The organism is Microcoleus sp. S13C4 (genome assembly GCF_036700865.1).
Lineage (GTDB): Bacteria > Cyanobacteriota > Cyanobacteriia > Cyanobacteriales > Microcoleaceae > Microcoleus.
Map to the genome: position 1 here is coordinate 1 of NZ_JAUBPS010000005.1, position 20,721 is coordinate 20,721.

17 protein-coding genes, 1 tRNA gene and 1 pseudogene are annotated in these 20,721 nt (G+C 43.5%); 6 read left to right on the plus strand and 13 right to left on the minus strand.

The annotated features are described in order from the left end of the window. Positions 1 to 375 precede the first annotated feature (375 nt). The 4 genes from QT996_RS03790 to QT996_RS03805 form a co-directional block, all read right to left on the minus strand. On the minus strand, positions 376 to 753 hold the full coding sequence (locus QT996_RS03790; RefSeq protein ID WP_333044645.1) for a hypothetical protein: 378 nt from the start codon (positions 751 to 753) through the stop codon (positions 376 to 378). 173 nt (positions 754 to 926) lie between these two features. Next, a complete protein-coding gene (gene ygfZ, locus QT996_RS03795; protein WP_333044646.1) occupies positions 927 to 1,976 on the minus strand; it encodes a CAF17-like 4Fe-4S cluster assembly/insertion protein YgfZ in 1,050 nt (349 codons plus the stop codon). Positions 1,977 to 2,120: 144 nt separating this feature from the next. Then, positions 2,121 to 2,504, minus strand: coding sequence for a hypothetical protein (locus QT996_RS03800; RefSeq protein ID WP_333044648.1), 384 nt, complete (start codon positions 2,502 to 2,504; stop codon positions 2,121 to 2,123). Between the two features lie 192 nt (positions 2,505 to 2,696). Then, positions 2,697 to 2,768, minus strand: a tRNA-Val gene (locus QT996_RS03805). 72 nt (positions 2,769 to 2,840) lie between these two features. Between QT996_RS03805 and QT996_RS03810 the strand changes: the two genes are divergently transcribed. Beyond that, complete coding sequence (locus QT996_RS03810) at positions 2,841 to 3,470, plus strand: metal-binding protein (RefSeq protein WP_333044650.1); 630 nt, start codon at positions 2,841 to 2,843, stop codon at positions 3,468 to 3,470. Positions 3,471 to 3,536: 66 nt separating this feature from the next. After that, positions 3,537 to 4,364: a nucleoside triphosphate pyrophosphohydrolase gene (gene mazG / locus QT996_RS03815; RefSeq protein WP_333044652.1), complete on the plus strand. Its 828-nt coding sequence runs from the start codon at positions 3,537 to 3,539 to the stop codon at positions 4,362 to 4,364. 136 nt (positions 4,365 to 4,500) lie between these two features. Here mazG and QT996_RS03820 read toward each other — a convergent pair whose 3' ends face one another. Beyond that, a complete protein-coding gene (locus tag QT996_RS03820; RefSeq protein ID WP_172192721.1) occupies positions 4,501 to 4,902 on the minus strand; it encodes a helix-turn-helix domain-containing protein in 402 nt (133 codons plus the stop codon). Positions 4,903 to 5,082: 180 nt separating this feature from the next. Here QT996_RS03820 and QT996_RS03825 point away from each other — a divergent pair, with 180 nt between their 5' ends. Then, positions 5,083 to 5,466 (plus strand): hypothetical protein, encoded by a 384-nt coding sequence (locus tag QT996_RS03825; protein WP_333044654.1) that lies wholly within the window; start codon positions 5,083 to 5,085, stop codon positions 5,464 to 5,466. A gap of 128 nt (positions 5,467 to 5,594) precedes the next feature. Here QT996_RS03825 and QT996_RS03830 read toward each other — a convergent pair whose 3' ends face one another. Further along, complete coding sequence (locus QT996_RS03830; protein ID WP_190746013.1) at positions 5,595 to 6,080, minus strand: allophycocyanin subunit alpha-B; 486 nt, start codon at positions 6,078 to 6,080, stop codon at positions 5,595 to 5,597. Positions 6,081 to 6,563: 483 nt separating this feature from the next. Between QT996_RS03830 and rlmD the strand changes: the two genes are divergently transcribed. Continuing rightward, positions 6,564 to 7,976 (plus strand): 23S rRNA (uracil(1939)-C(5))-methyltransferase RlmD, encoded by a 1,413-nt coding sequence (gene rlmD / locus QT996_RS03835; RefSeq protein WP_333044655.1) that lies wholly within the window; start codon positions 6,564 to 6,566, stop codon positions 7,974 to 7,976. 42 nt (positions 7,977 to 8,018) lie between these two features. On the opposite strand, the gene QT996_RS03840 is transcribed toward rlmD, so the two are convergent. Together QT996_RS03840 and QT996_RS03845 are read right to left on the minus strand one after the other, a co-directional pair. Beyond that, positions 8,019 to 8,315, minus strand: a complete 297-nt coding sequence (locus QT996_RS03840; protein ID WP_333044658.1) for an XRE family transcriptional regulator — start codon at positions 8,313 to 8,315, stop codon at positions 8,019 to 8,021. Beyond that, positions 8,312 to 8,662 (minus strand): type II toxin-antitoxin system RelE/ParE family toxin, encoded by a 351-nt coding sequence (locus QT996_RS03845; RefSeq protein WP_333044660.1) that lies wholly within the window; start codon positions 8,660 to 8,662, stop codon positions 8,312 to 8,314. Before QT996_RS03845 ends, QT996_RS03840 begins: the two co-directional genes overlap by 4 nt. Positions 8,663 to 9,112: 450 nt before the next feature. Here QT996_RS03845 and QT996_RS03850 point away from each other — a divergent pair. Next, positions 9,113 to 9,724 (plus strand): annotated as a pseudogene (locus QT996_RS03850) (Uma2 family endonuclease); the annotation flags it as partial. A 76-nt stretch (positions 9,725 to 9,800) separates the two neighbouring features. After that, complete coding sequence (locus tag QT996_RS03855) at positions 9,801 to 10,214, plus strand: nuclear transport factor 2 family protein (protein ID WP_333044661.1); 414 nt, start codon at positions 9,801 to 9,803, stop codon at positions 10,212 to 10,214. Between the two features lie 250 nt (positions 10,215 to 10,464). On the opposite strand, the gene QT996_RS03860 is transcribed toward QT996_RS03855, so the two are convergent. From QT996_RS03860 to QT996_RS03880, 5 genes are all read right to left on the minus strand, one after another. Then, positions 10,465 to 11,997 (minus strand): ATP-binding protein, encoded by a 1,533-nt coding sequence (locus QT996_RS03860; protein WP_333044662.1) that lies wholly within the window; start codon positions 11,995 to 11,997, stop codon positions 10,465 to 10,467. Positions 11,998 to 12,032: 35 nt separating this feature from the next. Next, positions 12,033 to 17,390 carry an ATP-binding sensor histidine kinase gene (locus tag QT996_RS03865; RefSeq protein ID WP_333044663.1) on the minus strand — a complete coding sequence of 1,786 codons (5,358 nt, stop codon included), beginning with the start codon at positions 17,388 to 17,390 and terminating at the stop codon, positions 12,033 to 12,035. 1,029 nt (positions 17,391 to 18,419) lie between these two features. Next, a complete protein-coding gene (locus QT996_RS03870; RefSeq protein ID WP_333044665.1) occupies positions 18,420 to 19,088 on the minus strand; it encodes a 2OG-Fe dioxygenase family protein in 669 nt (222 codons plus the stop codon). A gap of 188 nt (positions 19,089 to 19,276) precedes the next feature. After that, positions 19,277 to 20,041 carry an aldolase/citrate lyase family protein gene (locus QT996_RS03875; RefSeq protein WP_333044668.1) on the minus strand — a complete coding sequence of 255 codons (765 nt, stop codon included), beginning with the start codon at positions 20,039 to 20,041 and terminating at the stop codon, positions 19,277 to 19,279. A 92-nt stretch (positions 20,042 to 20,133) separates the two neighbouring features. Beyond that, entirely contained in the window at positions 20,134 to 20,646 is a 513-nt protein-coding gene (locus tag QT996_RS03880) for a hypothetical protein (RefSeq protein ID WP_333044669.1), read from the minus strand. Between the last annotated feature and the right edge of the window lie 75 nt (positions 20,647 to 20,721).

Here is a 20,721-nt window from a genome sequence, read left to right on the forward strand (position 1 = left end):
AGTTTTTGAGTAACAGCTTGCCGGATATTCAAAGGCAGCTACTTTTGGCTGCAATCATTTTTTAGTCTAAACTACAGTAATTGAGTGAGGCAAATTTTTCCAAATTGAGCCTGGTTGGATTTACTTAACAACAACGGAACTGGAAAATTTGATACCGGGAGCTACAATTGCTCTCGGTATTTTCTATTTGGGAAAGCCGAGCGAAAAGCTACCTACAAATGCCGTGAACCCCCTGTGATTTCAGTAATGCTTATGAGGCAGGCTTTCAGTAAATGCAGGAAAGAGGATGATTCGGATCTGGAAATCGCTACTAAACAAACAAAGTCCGCTTGTGCGGACTAAGAATATGATATTTGAAAACTGGATGCGATTGAATTAGTTGGCTCGATCGCTGCTACCTCGATCTGTAGCTTTTTCTACTGCTTCCCGTGCCGGTGTAACTGCTTCGCCCACGTTATTTTTTACTGATTCTATAAATCTTTTGGTACTGGGGGCAATGGGTTGGTCAAGATTCAGCTTTTCTCGGATATTGTCAACGGCATCATTTCCGCCCTTCTCGATATCGGTTGTTAGCGGCCGATCGGGACGGGCAACTTCGTAAGACTTAGCTTCAGGGGTTAAATGTGTAGCGTTCGCTTGCATTTTGTTGCCCGAAAATTCCAATTCGGAGCTAAAAATCAGCGCTATTCCTACAGCAAAGATTATTCCTACTCGCAGGCAAGTTGTAACTAAGCGCAATGTAAAATTTTTCATTGAAAAACTCAGTTTTTTCTGTGACGACTGTAATACAGAATAATTGCTGTTGTTTGTTTGCAAATCTATCTAAAGATAGGACTTCATGTCAATTTACTGGGTTAACGTTCACCCAAATCAACCTCAACAAAAAAGTTTTTGGCGCTGCGGCGCCCACAGACGACCGATCGCAACTAGGAACTCAAGAAAGGTACATTTACTACTTCCCCTGATACCGATCCGACTTGCACTTTCAGTCCTTCGCCGCCCGCTTTTGTGCGGATGTAAGCAAGACCAAAAAAGCCCGATTCAGTTTCCGTAAAACTGGTGAGTTTGCCGACTTTTTCTTCTCCCATTGTGACTGCTGTTCCGGGTTCAACCGCACCGCTCAACTGCACGCCCCAAAGTTGCTGTTTGACTCCTTTGTAGGTGTTCAACCGCGCAATAGTTTCTTGACCGATGTAGCAGCCTTTGTCATAGGTAATCGTGTGTAAAAGGCGGGCTTCTAAGGGGTTGTAATCATCTGTGAGTTCAAAATCGGGTGCGGGGCGTCCTTGTTCAATTCGCAGTTGTTCCCAAACTCGATCGCCGATCGGTACGGCCCCAGCTTGGACTAATTCCTTCCACAAGTTGGCTGCATCGCTTGCTGGCGCAATTAACGTGTATCCGGGAGTTGCTAAACCGCTACCAACCGCAACTCGGACTTCCATACCTGCAAAATTTATCAATTTGTGAGTAGCGTAAGGTTGATTTTCGAGTTCGGTAACTCCGATTTTTTCTAGTAGTTGAGTGCTTTCGGGCCCGAGGAAACTGAAAGCAACAGTTGTATCGGTTAAATCTGTTAACTCGACGCGATCCATTGGGAAAATATAGCGATCGAGCAATTCCAGCAGTTGGCGGCGGCGGTTGGCTGAAACTAACAGCAGTACGGCATCTTCTGTAGCATAAGCGGTGGCGAGGTCGATCGTCCGGGCGGTGGAAGTCACGAAAACGGTGTCGCAACCTTGACCGGGTTTGAGTATATTGAAGTTATTGGTACTTTGATTGTGCAAGAACCGCAGGCGATCGCTGTCTGAGATTTGAATGCGTCCCCAGTGAGTGCGATCGTACAAAGCCGCACCTTGTTTCGTTGCTGCGATCGCTTCTGCGTCGTTACCAAAACTCACTGGCACAATTTCTTTGGTTGTTAACTCTGCAAAAGTAGCACCGCTGGCTGCTTGAATTTCGTGCAATTCCTGAATCATAAGATTTTGTTGACTGTTAACTGTTGGCTGTTGAGTTTTAACTGATGACTGTTGACTGTGGAGTCTTAACTGTTGACTGTTCGCGGTTCGCTGTTGGCGAGAAAGCTCACCACTGACAACTGTCAACTGACAACTGACAACTGACTATTTGCTCAAGTTGGCGAATATTTCTTGTATTAATTGACTGGCTTTGGCATCAAGACGATTCCAATCTACATCGCCCGTGTCCTCCTCAATCAAGCTAGTATCAATTACAACTTCTTGGCTTTGCAGTTGAGTGTGGGCGGGCTGGTAGTTGACAAAGCAGACTCGATAGCAAAGTTCCCAAATATCGACGCATCTTTGCTCACCTTGATGCTCTAAAATTAGTTGATAGCCCGGAATCGGAATCTGCACTTCTTGATAAGTACCCGTCCAAACAGACTCCTCTAATTGTTTGCGGATGTTGTCGATCACTCGGATCATCGCTGGCTGCATGAGCAGTTCAGCTTGCTGCCACGCGATCGGGCTAGTTATTTTAGGCTTCATATACACGGTTCTAAAAAAGAAAATCAATAAATTAATTTTCTAGCATTGGGTGCCAACTTTTGAGACCTTTGCCACAGAATGTTAAATTTAGTCGTCACCCAATTCAAAAGTCAACCGTCAACAGCAACAGTTAAAGCCGTTCTTGGCTTGACGGCTAAAAACGGCTTTAACTGTTGATATTAAGTTATCGGATGGGTAATGTAGGATTTGAACCTACGGCATCCTGCGTGTAAAGCAGGCGCTCTACCACTGAGCTAATCACCCAATTGCACTCACCGGGATTTATCATATCACAGTAACTCAGAAAGATCAAGTAAAAAAAATCCTAAACTTTAAATGCCCTCTGGCCGCACCCACGATCAAATAACCATGTGGAGTTTGCCCTTCGTGGCAGCCCTCACCTTTGGCCAGACTCAGAGCAGCAACCTGACTTTGCTCGTTTCCGGCAGTTTCTTATTCGGCGGGCTGATGTTTGGCCCCGACTTGGATATCTACTCTTGCCAGTATCAGCGCTGGGGATGGTTCAAACCCATTTGGCTCCCCTACCAAAAAAGCCTGCGCCACCGCTCTTTTTTGTCCCACGGCCCTCTGATCGGTACTGCTTTGCGAATCTTGTACCTCGCTATCTGGATCGCGGTTTTCGGAGTGTTGGGATTGGCAGTTGCCGAAAAAGTCGGGAACTTCGGCGGGAATTGGCAGGATGTGGTTTTGAGTTACGGGCGATCGATCTGGGAACACCACATCGAAATTTTAGCCGTTTACATCGGTCTAGAATTGGGCGCTATGAGCCACTATCTCAGCGATTGGGGTGGCTCGGCTTACAAAAGATTCAAAAAGAAAAGATTGAGCGGGCTGCGCTCTCCTAAGACAATTAAGAGACCCAAAATCAAAGCTCCGACTCGCACATCTAGCAAATCCATAGCAGAAGGAAGAAGGAAGAAGGAAGAAGGAAGAAGGAAGAAGTAATAAAATCAATAGTTGGAGTAACAACGTTATAACCGTCTTGGCGGTTGATATAAAAGGTAAATTATTATGTCTAATTCTGAAAATCGATCGCTCACAGCACTCGAAGAACTCATAGAAGTTGTGGCTAAATTGCGATCGCCCGACGGCGGATGTCCTTGGGATTTAGCCCAAACTCCCCAAACTCTAATTCCTCACATCATCGAAGAAGCTTATGAAACCGCCGACGCGATTCGCAAAGAAGATAAAGATGCGATCGTGGAAGAATTGGGCGACTTACTGTTACAGGTAATTCTGCAAGCTCAAATTGCCAGCGAATCCAATCAGTTTACCTTCGCCGAAATCGCTGCGGGCATTACAGAAAAACTAATTCGGCGACATCCCCACGTCTTTGGCGATGTCGAGCTCAACAGCGTCGATGAAGTCAACGAAAACTGGGAAAAAATCAAAGCAGCAGAAAAAGGCACAACTTCGGAAAAGCCGCCAACTTTAGCCTCGAAAATGAGCCGTTATGCCAGCACTTTGCCGCCGATCGCCGCCGGGATGAAAATCTCTCAAAAAGCTGCGGAAGTGAGTTTTGATTGGGACAGTGTAGACGGGGTTTGGGATAAATTTCACGAAGAAATGGCAGAATTTGAACACGCTCTCAAACACGAGGATAAGGCAGCGCAGCAGTCAGAATTGGGAGATATTATGTTTGTGTTGATTCAATTAGCTCGCTGGTACGATTTAGATCCGTCGGCTGCTTTGCAAGGAACAAACGATCGCTTCGTGCAGCGGTTTGCGAAGGTAGAGGCTGCGTGCGATCGACCTTTGTCAGATTATGCCCCAGAAGAGTTAGAATCTCTGTGGCAGCAAGCTAAAGCTTTAATTGCTAAACAAAAGGGCGATCGGTAATAACTCACTCCCGATCGCTATTGTTAAGAACCGGCAAGATGCCTGTTCTACAACAACTCAATATTTTGCTTGTGGGGTGGGCTTCTAGCCCGCCCTGAAAACCTGATTAACAATACTGCCAGATGTCAGCAATCAACTACTCGTAAAGCTTCGCATCATTGTACGGCGGATGTTCGCAGGCGATATAAAGCGCATTTGTCGGTTCCAGGGCTTCCCCAGTCACCGGGTCGATCGGCTTGAGGACAAAGCATAACAGAGAGAGCGATCGCCAATCCAAATTATCTAGCTTCCCACGTTCGTAACGGTTGACTGTTGCGGCACTGATACCCACATCTTTGGGTACGGGTTGATTTGTAGCTGTAAACAGCGCCTCTTCATATCCCTTTGTTTTGAACTCTGTTTCGCTTACAGACCAGCCTGTTGTCTGTCTTGCTGCTTTTAAAATCTTCCCCAAACGCATCCGCCCCGTCTCAGTGAAGCGAACGGGACGCAATTCCTGCTCTTTGTCTACCACAGCCTTGTTAGAGAGTCCTGACATTTTTCCCACCTACGTTAACTCTCAAACTAGCACAGCATCAATGATTGAGGGTTCACGAGCAACATCTGAGCTTAAGAAGTGTAAATTAAGTTTTCTTGCACTTGTGCAATAAGAGTCTGATATAGTAATATGTAATTGACTCTAAACAGAACTTGCCTCTCAAGCCCTGAGTATACAGCCATGACAGCACTGTTTCGCCGCATCCAACCCTCGAAAAAGCTCCGTATCACCGTCAGGTCGATCGCCCAACTGCTCAAAATCAGCCAAAATCAAATTAAGCGAGTCGAATCCTGGGCTTTCGTGGTGTTTGTGCATCGGCGGGATAGAGGCGGCCTGTTTGTCAGCTACCGCAGGCTGGAAGAATGGCAAAATGCGATCGCCCATCATATCCAAACCTGCCCCACCCTTGGAGAACTCTCGCAGCTCAAAACATCCATTCACTACGACAGCCGGAAATTCAAAAAACAATCTCTCCCAAAAACACTTGACTTTTTAAATCAAATGTGCATTGAAAGACAAGACGAACTCAACATCTGGGAAAGCTTAAACTGCATTGCTTCCTAGCAGAAATGAGGCAAATTTCCTTTCCAAAAAACAGAAGCGAAACATTTGCGAGCAATTGCGAGATAAAATCACCCCAAAAATCACCCGCGAATGCTCCGCCACATTGATGAAAGCAATCACCAAAGCAATTAAGACATTGCCTGAGCGATATAATCAAAATAAGGAGCTGCTTCCTTAGCATCATCCTGATTGAGCAAAGCCAAAGAAGCTTCCTTCAAACAGCGGATAGCTTCGACCATACCAGGAACAGGAACGCCCAGAGAATTATACATTTCCCGAACGCCAATCAAACCGATGCTTTCGATCGGCTCCTTGTCACCCGCCAAGATACCGTAGGTAATCAGGCGCAAGTACCAGCCGTAGTCGCGCAGACACAAAGCCCGTTCGCGTTGGCCGTAAGCATTACCTCCGGGGGAGATAAAGTCAGGGCGTTTTTTCCAGAGTTTTTTGCTAGCTTCTTCAACAATTTTTTTCTCACTGTCAGACAGCGCAGTAGCAATACGCACCCGCTGTTCTCCGGTTTTAAAAAAATCTTTGATGCTTTGAAGTTCGCCGGTACTGGGATAGCGAAGTTCGTCGTCGGCTTGGAGAATTAGTTGGCTAACTACGCTCATTGTTATTCAAAAGAATTGAGGATATTTGAGAGTAAGATTAATTGACATTCTCATCCCTTAAAGATGAGATTCTTGGTTTGGCGATTTACTTTACTTCTAACATTGATCAACATTAGAAGTAGCGGGTAAATCTCCGCAAACGTTATGCTGGATGTTCAAGCCAGTTTCCCTGTGTTCCAGGGTACTGCGGGAAAAACTCAAAAACTGCGAGTGAGAGTTTTGATGTCGGCAGACACTTTGACTGTTTAACGAGTTTTTGCTAGCTCGCCCCAACAGCATATCGCACAGGCACGGGTAGGGGCAACTCACGGCAGGCTTGACTTGCAGGTTGAAGCTTGGCTTTAGCAGCAAGAGGTTCAGCAGCAGGAATACAGCCTGCAATTGAGCTTGAGTGCGATGGATGGAGCCCCGCTTCGCTACGACTTATCTCAGGAAAGAGAGAGCGATATTGCATTACCATATTAAATCCTACCATGACTACTTGTGACCAAATCTAAATTCCCCACCCCAAACTCGACGAAATTGGCAAACCCTTGCCAGCAAGGTCAACTAATTGAGATAGAGATTACCGACTTGACAGACACCGGCGACGGAGTTGGTCGTTTTGGTGAGTTAGTAGTGTTTGTACCCGATACCGTGACGGGCGATCGAGTCCTTGTCCGCCTCGTGCAAGTCAAATCCACCTATGCTACAGGCAAGCTGGACACACTTCTCGAAACATCCGAACACCGCATTCGAGCTAACTGCATTGTCGCCGACAAGTGCGGCGGCTGTCAGTGGCAGCACGTAGACTATCAATATCAGCTTGCAGCCAAGCAAAATCAAATCATTCAAGCCTTAGAACGGATTGGCGGATTTAGCAATCCCCAAGTTGATGAAATTTTAACGGGAAAAATCGAGGGATTTTCCCAATTTTTGGGATACCGCAACAAAGCGACTTATCCCGTGGCAATATCTGCAACAGGTCAAGTCCAAGCAGGTTACTATCAAAAAAGCACCCACAAATTAGTCAATCTCAATCAGTGTCCGGTGCAAGACCCGCGCCTCAATCCTTTGTTAAAAGAAGTCAAAGAAGATATCCACTGGCGGGATTGGCAAGTCTACGACGAAAAGAAACATACAGGAGAATTGCGTCACTTATCCTTGCGGATCGGACGGCGCACCGGCGAGATGCTGCTAACTTTAATAGTTCGCACTGGAGACTTGCCGGGACTCGAAGAGCAAGCATCAGAGTGGCTGAAACAATATCCTCAACTGGTAGGTGTTTGTTTGAATATAAACCCCGCTCAAACTAATGTGATTTTTGGTGCAGAAACTCGCTGCATTGCGGGTCGTTCTTATCTGCGAGAAAGATTTGCTGGGATGAATTTTCAGCTAAGAGCCGATACTTTTTTTCAGGTTAATACAGAGGCGGCTGAAGCGTTGTTAGAGGTTATGGTAGGGGAATTGAATTTGCAGGGGAACGAGATTTTGGTGGACGCTTACTGCGGAATTGGTACTTTTACTTTACCCCTGGCAAAACAAGTAAAAATAGCCATAGGTTTAGAAGTGCAACCGGCGGCGATCGAACAAGCCCAATTAAATGCTGAGTTAAATGACGTGAGAAATGTCGAGTTTCAGGCCGGAACTGTAGAGAGTTTGCTGCCTTCTTTGGGATTGACACCGGATATTGTGCTGCTAGATCCGCCGAGGAAAGGGTGCGATCGCGCAGTTTTGGAAGCTATCAAGGAAATCAAACCAAATCGCATTGTTTATGTTAGCTGCAAGCCTGCTACTTTGGCTCGCGACCTGAAGATTTTGTGCGAAAATGGGGATTATAAGTTAGCGCGAGTGCAGCCGGCGGATTTCTTTCCTCAGACTTCTCATGTTGAGTGTGCGGCTTTTTTGGTGAGGTAAATCAAAAGGGCGATCGGTTTTTGGAATGAAAGGGCGATCGTCCTAAGCTACCTTGGGGCAAATTTCGACTTTGACAGTCATGCCTACTTGGTTGAGCATTATAATCAGAGTATCAACGGAGAACTGCCCAATTTTACCTTGAGTCAAAGCTTTGATTTCGTCGCTTGACTGTTTGAGATGTTGAGCCGTTTGGTCAATAGTCCAACCGTGATGTTTAATCTGATTTTGTAGGGCTAGCATTAGTTGCGATCGGATTAGTAAGTTATCAGCTTCTTGGGCTGAAAATCCGAGGTCTAGAAAGATATTATCAGGGGCTTGGGTAATGGTATTTTCGCTCATTGTTCAGACTCTCTTAAATTCAAACGATTTTGTAAAAGTTGCTGGTAGCGTTTCTGTCCAACTTCGAGATTTTTCTGAGCTGTCTTCTGGGTGTTTTTCTGGAACGCATGGAGAACGTAAATAGCTTCTTCAAATCTAGCAATATAGAATACCCGATAGGCATCTTCTGTCCGAATCCGAATTTCTTCAACGCCTTTGCCTACTATCGACATGGGTTTAAAATCTGATGGTGGTATGCCCTGCTGGATAGTCCAAAGTGCAAAACCAGCTTCTTTTCGGGCATCTTCAGGAAGAGATTGGATTTCTTCGCGGGCAGCACCAACCCACCGAATCGGTTTGATGGTCATCGGGTTTGTTGAGAATCGAATACTCTAACAATTGTAACGGCGATCTCTTAAAATCATCAATAACAGGACTTATGGACTCCGACAAAGAAACCGGGTTTTTTGCCAAATCTGCGGGTTACAATGCGTCTTTTCGTAAAAACCCCGTTTCTGGGTCCCCATGGGTAAGTCCTAAATAACTATCTCAAGCCCGTTGATGAGACACTTAGGCTATAATCAAACAAGATTGTACAATGTGATTCCTTTTCAACTTAACTCTTTAGCGATTCTAGTTTGGTATCTAATGATGCTATAGCAAAACCATTTGATTTGTAAACAATCGATTCAATCATCACAATCGTTTGAGGTTGTTCTACATTCATGACTCAAATAGACTTGCTATATCAATTGAACAACTGATGAAAGAAGCTTTATCTTTGCCAAATGCGTTGAGAGCGCAGTTAATCGGCAACACTTGACGGTTTTCGCCGTTCTTATGTACTTTGGCGGGAACACATGGCTCCGTTCATTGCTTGAGAATTTGCTAGCGGTAATGGAGAGGAAGAGCGCGATTCCCTTCGGGATAGCTTCGCTTCACGTACTCCCTTGACTGTGGCCGCTGACGGTACAACAATTAAACCTGGTAAGTTTTGGGTGTAGGAGAGAATTGTCCGCATTCCTTATTACGGCATTTATGAAATGAGAACTGGCAATTGAGAAGTCTATCACTTAATAGATTTTGGGTATCGAAGGATGGAGCCAAACGAACGCGGTCAGTATCCCATTCCTGTACTAGATGTAGAATTGGGACTGTGGCAGGGAAACTATCAAAATAAAGAACTGCTTTGGCTGCGGTGGTGGGATTCCCAGGGGAATTTGCTGTTAACTGGCTCCGAACAAGTTGAAATTGAGCGGGCTAGAACCGAGCAAGAACGGCAAAGGGCCGAGCAAGAACGGCAAAGGGCCGAGCAAGAACGGCAAAGGGCCGAGCAAGAACGGCAAAGGGCCGAGCAAGCGGAGCGAAAAGCCGCCCAGTTAGCCGATCGACTGCGAGCAATGGGAATCGATCCCGATGCTGAGGATTGATATCAAATTCCCAAAACTCTTTCTGTAGCGCTACCACTTCGCACCTTATCTTTTATAATCACAAACAACAAAGCTGATGGAAACTAAACCACCTCTACCGCCTTTTACCTTGGAAACGGCTAAAGCCAAAGTTCAAGCTGCTGAAGATGCCTGGAATACCCGCGATCCAGAACGAGTAGCCTTAGCTTATACGGAAGATTCTCAGTGGCGAAACCGTGCCGAATTTTTCAGCGGACGGGAACAAATCAAGGCTTTTTTAAGACGAAAATGGGCAAAAGAACTAGATTACCGTTTAAAGAAAGAACTCTGGAGTTTTATAGACAATCGGATTTCTGTTCGCTTCGAGTATGAGTGGCACGATGATTCTGGCTACTGGTATCGCGCCTATGGTAATGAACAGTGGGAATTTGCAGAAAATGGGTTAATGCGAAGACGTGAAGCTAGCATTAATGATGTTCCCATTCAAGAGTCTGAACGGAAGTTTCGATAAGATTTATCTGTCCTATCCTTTCCGGCTGCATCGTCAGGTGATAAAGTAGAGGGCAATTCATGAATGATTGTTACAAGTCGCCACCTATCTCGGCGCAATTTTCAGTGGTTCGATTCACAGTCAACAGTCAACATCACCTGACGGTACAACCGGAATAGATATCCGAACTCAGATTAATTAGCAATTAGCAATTACCCCGTTCTCATTCAACTGAAAACCGCTATATGATGAATTGGGCCCGATGAGTTTCCTAGACCATAGCTACCGCGACATCGGTTGCTATACAGAGAGTTGGCATATCAATAATAAACTGCGTTCCCTCGTCGGGTGTAGAAAAACATTGCAATTGACCGCAGTGTTTTTCTAGCATAATTTTTTTGCTGATTGACAATCCCATCCCTGTACCTTTTCCGATTGGCTTAGTAGTAAAAAATGGAGTGAAAAGTTTAGAACGAACAGTCTCAGTCATGCCAGCGCCATTATCAGCAATTGTTACCCGAATTCCCGAATCAAGGCTAATGTTCTCCTGTGAGGTGCCCGGTAAAAATTCAGTCCGAATTAATATTTGAGGCTCAAAAACTGTACCTTTTTCTTTACTTACCCGCTCTTCCAAAGCATCTATAGCATTCGCTAAAAGATTCATAAATACCTGATTAAGCTGACCTGCATAACAGGTCAAAAGCGGCAATACGTCATACTCTTTAATCACATTAATAGCAGGACGATCTGACCTAGCTTTTAGTCGGTGCTGTAAGATCATCAAACTGCTATCAATCCCTTCGTGGATATCTACTGATTTGATTTCTGTTTCATCTAACCGCGAAAAATTGCGTAGAGACTGCACAATAATGCGAATGCGTTCGATGCCTAACTGCATGGAAGAAAGCAATTTTGGCAAATCGTCTATGATAAATGACAACTCTCCATCTTCTATGGCATTGAGAATTTCTGCTTTTGGTTGTGGGTAATGCTGTTGGTAGAGATTCAATACATAGATGAGTTCTTTAATATAATCCTTGGCGTGCGAGATATTGCCGTAAATAAAGTTAACCGGATTGTTAATTTCATGAGCGACACCTGCGACTAATTGACCGAGACTCGACATTTTTTCACTTTGAACTAGCTGGACTTGTGTTTCTTGCAGTTCTTTGACAAAATGCTCTAAGGCCAGAGCTTTTTGGTGTTCTTTTTCTTCACTGAGCCGAAGTGCTTTCTCTACTTGTTCGCGCTGCTCTATTTCCGACTGCAATTTATGACCTAGACAAAAACTTCTCAAAGCTGTTAGCACTGTAGTGTATAGCTTTGATGTCGTTAATTCAGTTTTAGTTTTATAGTCATTTATATCGTAATTGATAATAACGCTTTTTTCGGGTACTTGTCCGGGTTGACCTGTGCGTAAAATAATTCGCACTAACTGATTGCCTAACACTTCGCGGACATATTTAACAAACTCTAAGCCAGCATCATCCGTTTCCATGATTACATCAAGCAGGATGATAGCCACATCAGGATGTTCTTGAATTAACTCTTTAGCTTCCTTAGCGGAATAAGCACTAATAAATTTTAAAAATTTATTTTCATAAACAAAATTTATTAAGGCTATATTGGTAGCTGTGTGAACGTGAGATTCATCATCTACAATCAAAATTTTCCAGCTTTCTGTCGGAGAATCTTCTGATACTTCATCGGCAAAGAATAACTCTTCATCTGAGTTAACTTCATCCGCAAATAACACTTCTTCAGATGATATTTCATTTGAAAAGCCGTAAATACTCTTGTCCATTGCTGCTTACCTTTCTTTGTTACTGATGTTGGGATTTAGGAAACTACGGTTGTGAATTTATGTGAATTTATTTGGACGGGTAGCTTAATAATAAATTTGGTGCCGACTCCCACCTCACTTTTACATTCTATTTCACCCAGAAGTTTTTGGGTAACTAAATTGTAGACAATATGCAATCCCAACCCGCTACCACCCTGACCGCGTTTTGTAGTAAAGAATGGCTCGAAAATTTTACTTAAATTTTCTGGGGGAATGCCTTGACCGTCATCGGAATATTCAAATCTAAGCCGATCGCCCTCTTGTTGCCAATCAAAAGCGAGCTGACCAGATTCGCCCGGTTCGTAAGCATGAATCAGAGAGTTCATCAGTAAATTTGTGACAACTTGGGATAAAGCACCTGGATAAGAATCTAGGGCTATTTTGGTGTCTCCCTTAATTTCGATCGAATGTTTGCTATTTCTCAATTTTGGTTTTAATTGGATTAAAATTTCATCCAGATAATCTCTTACTATGAAAGTTCGTCGTTCTTCGCTAGAGCGATCGACTGCCACTTCTTTAAAGCTCTGAATCAATGCCGCAGCCTGATTTAGATTAGTTAGAAGGGTGTTGCTGCTTTGGGTGGCTATATCCAAAAATTTTTCTAGCTCGGAGCGCTTCATTTTGCCACTGTTATAAGTAGAAGCAAATTCTGTGGTATGTTCTGCCAAAGCTGACGCAACGGTGACACCTACGCCGATGGGAGTATTAATTTCGTGGGCGACGCCTGCAACTAATCCTCCCAGCGATGCCATTTTTTCAGATTCCACTAGCTTGCTTTGAGTAGCTTTTAAATTATCTAGGGCATTAGATAATTCGTGGGTGCGATCGCACACTAATTGTTCTAAGTTTTGATTGAACTCTTGCAAGTTATTGTAGAGTTGGGCATTTTCGATGGAAATGGCTATTTGGGCTGATAACAATTTTAGCAGTTCTAGTCTATCTGTGGTAAAGGCTCCTTCGCTCAGGTTGTTTTCTAGGTAAAGGATGCCTGTGAGCTTGCCTTGGTGCAGCAGAGGGGTGCAGAGAATTGATTTGGGTTGGGTGGCTGCTATGTAAGGATCGCGGGTAAATTGGCCTTCTTGGGTGGCGTTATTTAATACGACGTTTTCCTGGGTGCGGATGACGTAGTTGGCGATCGCACTTGCGAGTTTTGGTGTTTCCCCAGAAGCTGCTTCTGCATTGAGGGGATGCGAGCGCAGCACGCTAATTTCATCCTCCTTCACGGAACCTTCAGCCTCGATGGCCCAGTTTCCCGCTTTTTCTAAAATTAAAAATCCTTTTTGGGCGCCTGCATTTTCGATGGCGATTTTCATCAACCTTTCCAGCAACTTACTCAAAACTATTTCACCTGAAATTGCTTGGGAAGCTTTCATTACTGTGCCTAAATCTAGCGTCTCTCCCAAATTGGTACTAGTGCTATTAGGCGCATTGGTTGTTGTGTTAACGTTCGTTTGACTTGTTGTCTTGGCTGAGGTTCTAGCTAGGAATTGGGCGTATTTTTCTTCTAAATGCTTAACTTTAGCTACAGCGCCCCAAGCTTGGTAGCTATAATGAGCGTTTTGCATATAAACTTGGGCGATCGTGTCTTTGCCCCATGAAAGATAGAATCTGCCAGCGAGTTCGTGAGCTAGTGCTTCTTCGTTGATGTACTCGTTTTCTTTCGCAAGAGCAATAGCTTTCTCGTACATTTCTATTGCCTCGATTTTTACCCCTAAAACCCGATACCGTTCTGCCTCTACTAGATAGAATTTGTGTAGATAATTCATTGGGGCATGATGCGCCCATTTCTGCATTTTCTCTTGATTAGCTTGTACTCTGTCAAGAATGATCTGTTGCTCTGACTGTGGAGTATCAGAATACACGGCCAACCGCACCAAAGAATCGTAAAAATGGAAGATAGGAATAACGGGCAATCCTACCATTGCATCTAAACACTTCTCTGCTAGAGCAGTATTTTCAATGCCTTCTGAGTAATTTTCAAACAAATAACAAAGGTAAATTTTGTTCAAATATATGTATGCAACTGCCGATTTGTCCTTTGCCTGCTGGTATAATGGCAACTTCAGCTCCTCATCACAGGCTTCACCCTTCAGAATGCAAGGTTTTTCGCTTTTTCCCAACAAATTTAATATAGCTTGCCAATTTATTTCTATATAATTAAGCGCTATTTCTTGCTTGACATTATAAATAGCATCTCTGTTAATTGCTATCTCTCTGTCCAGCACAGTCAGTTCTTTGCCACTATAGTAAGCTGCACAGGAGGAATGTATTAGACTAAAGCCTGCAAACTCTAAATCTCCTGTCTCTATTCCGCTAGAGTAAGCAGACACTAAAGGCTCGCAGGTTTCTCTCAGATGCTCTTTCCAATGTCGGGTAAATATATTTACAATGACAACTGTCTTGGCTTTGATTTCTTGAGCATTCAACTTTGACAATAGACTTAAAGCTAATTGACCGAACTGATAACCCGAATCAATATCCTCCACAATTCCACAAAGAAGAAAACCATAATTGGCATAAGCAAAGGGAGAAACAGAAGCATTACCATATTGGACGGATAAATCTACTTGTTTACACACCGTCAAGAGCAACAGTTGTGGAGCAGCAATGTATGCAGGAGCAAAGATACTTGATATAAGTCTCATAGCTGCTAGTTTATAGGGATCTGTCATTTGAGGCAGGTCACTTAAATCCTCAATTCGCTTCCCCTTCAAAATTGCCGCCGTTTCCCCCAGTGCTTGCCCAATATCTGACGGGTTTGGCTGAGAGGGAAACTCCACCCCTAACAGCTTTAAAACTTCTAGCCCTCTATTAACTGCTTCTAGTAGCTTTTTCTGCGACACGGAAGCTTGAATCTGGACTTCATAGATTTTTATTTTTTCCAATAGGTTTTTGGAACAGTTTTGCACGACCTCAGCTAATTTCTGCATCCGGTCAAAGTCACCACTGAGAAATGCTGCCTCTGCTGCTTCGGTATGCAGTGCTAATGTCAGTTCGTACTGATGAGTCCAGCTAGAATTTGCTAGCAGTCCCAAACCTGCTTGCAAATATTGGGTAGCCGCAGCATGAGCCGTTGCTGCTTTAGCTTTTTGACCTGCGGTTAAATTAAGTTTTGCAATTTCAGTTCGTTCGGATTCATCACTAATGAGTTCAATTCCAAGATTCAACTGATCGACGATCGCAAATATATCTTCCGCTCGTTGCTCTGGCGAGGTATTTTGCCACAGCAGGCGACCGATTTGTAAGTGAAGTGTTTTTTTAGAACTTTCCTCAATCAGAGCATAAGCTGCTTGTTGCACGCGATCGTGCAAAAACTTATAAGTAGTAATGACCAGATGAGATTTAACGATTTCTTCTTCTGTTACGCCGAGTTCAGAAGTGGCTAAAATTAATCCATCTTGGATTGCTGGCAATAGCTGCTGAAAGGTTTCAACGGTAGATTTTTCATTGACAATCGAGAGAGTAGTTAAGTCAAAACTATTGCCCACACAAGCGGCTAACCGTAAAACCTGTTGAGTTAAATCTGGCATTTTTCTCAATTTACCGACCATCAACTCAACGACGTTATCGGTAATCCCTACGGCTTCAATTTGTGAAATATTCCAATCCCAGTTTCTTTTCTCAGAATTAAAAATCAGGAGGCTTTCTTCATAGAGAGTTCTGAGAAACTGATTGACAAAAAAAGGATTGCCTTGAGTTTTACCGACGACTAACTCAGCTAGGAGGATGACTGAGCCTCTATCCCTCCGCACAGTATCAGCTATCAAGTTAGTAATATGTTCGATATCTAAGGGAGTTAAGGTAATGTGGTTAATAGTCGCGCCTTGATTTTGCAGCGCCTCCAGAGTCATGATTAAGGGATGCGTCTGGCTCACTTCGTTATCTCGATAAGCACCCATTAGAAATAAGTATTTCGTTTCTTCATCTGCCATCATTACTTGCAGCAGTTTCAAAGTAGCGGAGTCAGCCCATTGCAAATCGTCTAGAAAAATGACTAAGGGATGCTCGACTGAACAAAACACCCGGATAAATTTTTGGAATACTAAATTAAAACGGTTTTGTGCTTCCGTAGCACCTAATTCTTGGACGGGTGGCTGTTTGCCAACAATGAATTCTACGTCGGGAATGACATCTATAATTATTTGACCGTTATCACCAAACGCTGCTAAAAGTTTTTCTTTCCAGGCGCCCAGTTGCGTTTCGCTTTCAGTTAATAGTTGTTTGACTAAAGACCCAAAAGCTTTAACAATAGCTGAGTAAGGGATATTGCGTTGAAATTGGTCGAATTTTCCGGCAATAAAATAGCCGCTTGCCTTAGTAATCGGTTTATAAACTTCTTGCACTAAGGCTGATTTGCCAATGCCCGAGTAACCCGACACTAACATGATTTCTGTTGTGCCATTGCTGACGCGCTCGAAGGCTGCTAATAAGGTTTCTATTTCGCGTTCTCTACCATAAAGTTTTTGAGGTATTTGAAACTTATCTGTAATATCTTTTTGGCCGATCGCAAAATCTGTAATCGTTCCTTTCCCCTCTAGTTGTTTCAGGCATTCTTCTAAATCTACGATGATTCCCGAAGCACTTTGGTATCTTTTTTCAGCCGTTTTTTCTAACAGTTTCATTACAATATCAGAAACCGCTTTAGGAATTTCTGCATTAATTTCATGGGGCGGCACTGCTTGTTTAGCAATATGACAGTGTACTAATTCCATTGCATCTTTGTAATCCCAGGGCAGTTGCCCCGTTAGCAGTTCGTAAAAAGTGACTCCTAATGAGTAAAAATCAGTGCGGTAGTCGATCGCTCGGTTCATCCTGCCTGTTTGTTCGGGCGATATATAGCTAAGAGTGCCTTCTAAAACATTAGGATTTTTTAGGGTAGGATTCTCACGCGATAAGACAGTAGAGATGCCAAAATCTATGATTTGGACTAGCCCTGTTGTCGAGTTAATAATAATATTGCTGGGGTTGATATCTTTATGAATAATTTTATGTTGATGAATGTCGCCTAAAGCTCGGGTTATTTTGATAGCTGTTAACAAAAACTCTTGTAAGGTAAGTTTTTGAGAAGCCAACCCCAGCTTTAATGATTTTCCACCACTATCCTCGAAAATAATAACTAAACTGTTTTGGTATCTTTCTAAGTTGTAGGTTTTAGGCACACTTTCTAGGTTAAGATTGCGTGTAATTTCGTATTCCTGCTTGTATCTAACTAACGAAGCTGGCATGGGATAATCTTGCTTGAGAAATTTGAGAATTATCGCTTGGTTGTCTTGCTTTCTCAGGCCTCGGTAAACTAAGGAATTGTTACTTTCATGGATTTGGTTGGTAATCTCGTAGCCGGCTAAGTTAATCATCCTGGCAGTCTCTGTTAAATATTAATACACAAGTTTTTGAGGAAGTGTCAATTTGTAAGTAGATGGATGCTCTGATACCTCATTGTACTCTGCACTTTAAGCCAAACTTAAGTGTTACTTAAAAAAATATGTTTTAACATTTCTTAAAAAAAATACAAATAAAGATTCATGTGAGGAGGGCGATTCCCTGCGGGATAGCTTCGCTTCACGCAGTTTCCTCCAAAAGCAGGCAGAACAAAGTGAAGGGATCTCGCCCTTGGTCTACATAGGAGATTTGTACGGCTTGGTATAGTTACTAGATCGATCGTCAGATATGGGTAGGCAGACTCAGATATAGGACTTACGCATTGACAAATTAAGTAAAATGTGTAAAAAGTGCAAAAATAAGGTAATCCCGACGGCGGATTAAGCTTGTGCTTTTACAAAAAGTTGCAAAAACCACGGATATTTGTTGAGATGCGACAAGTCCAATTAATGCTGCACTTAGCGAGCCGTTAATATTCAGTTTTTAGACCTACTTTTTGATTCAGATAATTGAGAATGAAATCACGGGCTACCTGAAGAGAAAAATTCCGTTGAATTTCGTACCAATTATCAATCTGTTCTTCTGCTCTGATTAACCTCAGATGTTGCACCATTGTCAAGAACGGGCTCTTCGGCCCGTTCCACAAAGAATGAGTTTTTTTGTGGAACAGGCCGGAAAGCCTGTTCCTAAACAAGTAATTGACAATTGTGCAAGATGTGAGTTAACGGGACTTAGACAAAAACTGCTGCTAAAATGGCTTCAAGCCCAAATCGAGAAAGACTTTTAGCTCGAATGGGCTTGAATTTAGTTATACCAAGGGTTTTAGGCATTTTTAGGTCATAGATCTCTTTCCCTGGCGAGCTAGGGGGTTTGCGCTCCTAAATGCCCTAGAAAATGTCTAATTCCCCTTAGCAAAGCTTATATCTCTAGTAGCGAGCGGGGACGATCGCACTCATATAAAAGCTCTCACGCTCGATCCTCCCCGCCCAATTTCCCAACTCTCCTCAATCGCAAAGCAAACTCGGAGAAGTCAGCACAAAGACATCCCTGGTTCCCACCCCTTCAGATTCGGGTTTAATCGGCGTAGTAAAGTGGAAAAACTCATGGTCGTTAACTAACAGCAATTCTCCCGGATGCAGAATTTTATTAAAAACAGGCTTCTCTTTTTTAGCCAAGTACAAATGCGTTTCCCCGCCTACAATATTAGTTCTGTCAACCGAGAAAATCCCGATAAAGTCAGTACCGTCTTGGTGAATGCCTTCCGGTGCGGGGTTGCCAAAATTGTGCGCCGAACAAGTCGTCCTGATTTGATGGATACCGATTTCAGCTTCCGGGTGAATTTTGCAGGAATCGAAAAAAGCAAAAATCATCTGTTTGAAATTATCGAGGGCGATTAGTCGATCATCCAATTCCGCAAATTCCCGCCTGATATCACCCACTAGCGGATTGTATGTTTTGCTTTGATACAAATAGCCGTGAGGTAACTTAACTAACTCATTTCCGTTGACGGCAAACCGCGACAATCTTCTCGAACGATACTTACCTTTCACATACGGATCGACAGGCATATCGTCAAAGAATTCCTTGAAACCTTCGAGCTTAATCGAGTTTACTTTCTTAAAAGTAAACATGAAGGCATAATCCAAATGAATGGATTCTAATACCGTTTTCATAGATATTTCTCCCTGAAGCCTTGCTCCCCTCCCCAGTTTTGCCTTAAGGAGGTGTATGCTTCTACTCTAGCGCAGGTTTTTTGTATGTGTCGTAAAAGACACTACAAAAATTGCAAAGATATCGTAAAGCTTGCAAGATGAATCCGGGGGCTTGTTCTTCTTTTAATCCAAAATCCAAAATCTAAAATCTAAAATCGATTGACTGCTTTCACCAGCGACTGACAGGCCCGCAGGAAAACGGCAACATCGACCCCAAGTGCGACGTACTGAACGCCAGCATCAATCCACTGCTGGGCGATTTCGGGGTTTTCGGCAAAAGTACCGGCCGCTTTGCCTGCTTTGCGGATGGTTTGCACAGCCTCCTGCATCATGTCGATGACTCGGGGATCGCGGACTTGCCCGGGAATGCCGATCGACTGCGACAGATCGTAAGGCCCCAGAAAAATCACGTCCACCTCTGGCACAGTAACAATTTCTGCCAGGTTGTCGATGCCGCCTTTGCCTTCGACATGAATCACAACTAAGGATTCTTCGTTGAGTCGATCGGTGATATTTGTACCTGCAGCGGTGTAAAGTCCTGCCCGCGTAGCGAAGGAAAGGCCTCGCGTACCCAGAGGACTGTATTTAGCGCTTTTGACAGCGGTTTCAGCATCGATTTTGCTTTCAATTTGAGGTACTTGAACGCCTGCACTGCCGATATCAAGAGCTCGTTGAATTTGCGGCCCGTCGTTTTTGCGGACACGAACAATCGGTGCAATTCCGGTACAGTCGGCGGCGCGACACAAATCTTCAGCAGCAAGCGGGTGCAGCGGCCCGTGTTCCATGTCGATAACGGCGAAATCAAAGCCAGCGTGACCGCATATTTCCATGAATGCGGGATAAGCGCAGTTTATAAATAAACCGAGGACTGTCTCGCCTTGTTTAATTTTTTGTTTGAGTTGGTTTTGACGCATGGGTAATCCCGGAAAGTTAAGTTTTTTTTTACCGCAGATGAAGCCAGATTGTTTTTAATAATACAGCTCAAATATAGTCGTGATAAATTACTTTATGTTAAGAGAATTGATAAAAACTTTATAGCTGCTTTTGCTTCTATTTTAAAAGGAATCAAGCACAAAAGCCAGCCGAAAATAAACATTCCTAAAATTGGTAAAAATATTGGTCCCACGGAGGGTTCGACTAACCAAGCAAATAAAGAAAACATTCCTATACTGCCAGTTGTCCACAGCCAAAGAATCAAAAATCCTAGGACTATTTTATGTAAAGTCATCCTAATTTTGATGGAACAACCGAACTGTTGAGTGTATATATTTCCTTCTATAATTGGGAACAATAAATTTCGACCGATGATGATGCGATTAATTTTGAAACTTTTGCCAGAAATTGTTCCTTCATAAGGTTTTGGAGGTGGCGGGCCAAAGGGTATAATTATTCTAACAACTTTGGGATGAGTGACAACTTCGTCCAACCTGCGCCCCACTTCCGAAAAAGTTAAACTGGTGGTAATTGTTAAACTCTCAAAAGGAATAAATAACCTAAAAAATTTGACGATCTTGAGCATAAGGTTCATCCGGCTGTTCAATAGTTGTTGCTGGTATTAATGCCTCTTCTCTAAAAAAGTTTTCCCTGACAACAC

Bases quoted from the DNA above. Each gene is read 5' to 3' on its own strand.
- QT996_RS03830 (WP_190746013.1), bottom strand. From the start codon at position 6,080: ATGAGCGTAGTTAGCCAACTAATTCTCCAAGCCGACGACGAACTTCGC.
- QT996_RS03880 (WP_333044669.1), bottom strand. From the start codon at position 20,646: ATGCTCAAGATCGTCAAATTTTTTAGGTTATTTATTCCTTTTGAGAGT.
- QT996_RS03820 (WP_172192721.1), bottom strand. From the start codon at position 4,902: ATGTCAGGACTCTCTAACAAGGCTGTGGTAGACAAAGAGCAGGAATTG.
- QT996_RS03840 (WP_333044658.1), bottom strand. From the start codon at position 8,315: ATGAGCGAAAATACCATTACCCAAGCCCCTGATAATATCTTTCTAGAC.
- QT996_RS03875 (WP_333044668.1), bottom strand. From the start codon at position 20,041: ATGCGTCAAAACCAACTCAAACAAAAAATTAAACAAGGCGAGACAGTC.
- ygfZ (WP_333044646.1), bottom strand. From the start codon at position 1,976: ATGATTCAGGAATTGCACGAAATTCAAGCAGCCAGCGGTGCTACTTTT.
- QT996_RS03855 (WP_333044661.1), top strand. From the start codon at position 9,801: ATGGAAACTAAACCACCTCTACCGCCTTTTACCTTGGAAACGGCTAAA.
- QT996_RS03810 (WP_333044650.1), top strand. From the start codon at position 2,841: ATGCCCTCTGGCCGCACCCACGATCAAATAACCATGTGGAGTTTGCCC.
- QT996_RS03870 (WP_333044665.1), bottom strand. From the start codon at position 19,088: ATGAAAACGGTATTAGAATCCATTCATTTGGATTATGCCTTCATGTTT.
- QT996_RS03790 (WP_333044645.1), bottom strand. From the start codon at position 753: ATGAAAAATTTTACATTGCGCTTAGTTACAACTTGCCTGCGAGTAGGA.
- mazG (WP_333044652.1), top strand. From the start codon at position 3,537: ATGTCTAATTCTGAAAATCGATCGCTCACAGCACTCGAAGAACTCATA.
- QT996_RS03860 (WP_333044662.1), bottom strand. From the start codon at position 11,997: ATGGACAAGAGTATTTACGGCTTTTCAAATGAAATATCATCTGAAGAA.
- QT996_RS03845 (WP_333044660.1), bottom strand. From the start codon at position 8,662: ATGACCATCAAACCGATTCGGTGGGTTGGTGCTGCCCGCGAAGAAATC.
- QT996_RS03865 (WP_333044663.1), bottom strand. From the start codon at position 17,390: ATGATTAACTTAGCCGGCTACGAGATTACCAACCAAATCCATGAAAGT.
- QT996_RS03800 (WP_333044648.1), bottom strand. From the start codon at position 2,504: ATGAAGCCTAAAATAACTAGCCCGATCGCGTGGCAGCAAGCTGAACTG.
- QT996_RS03825 (WP_333044654.1), top strand. From the start codon at position 5,083: ATGACAGCACTGTTTCGCCGCATCCAACCCTCGAAAAAGCTCCGTATC.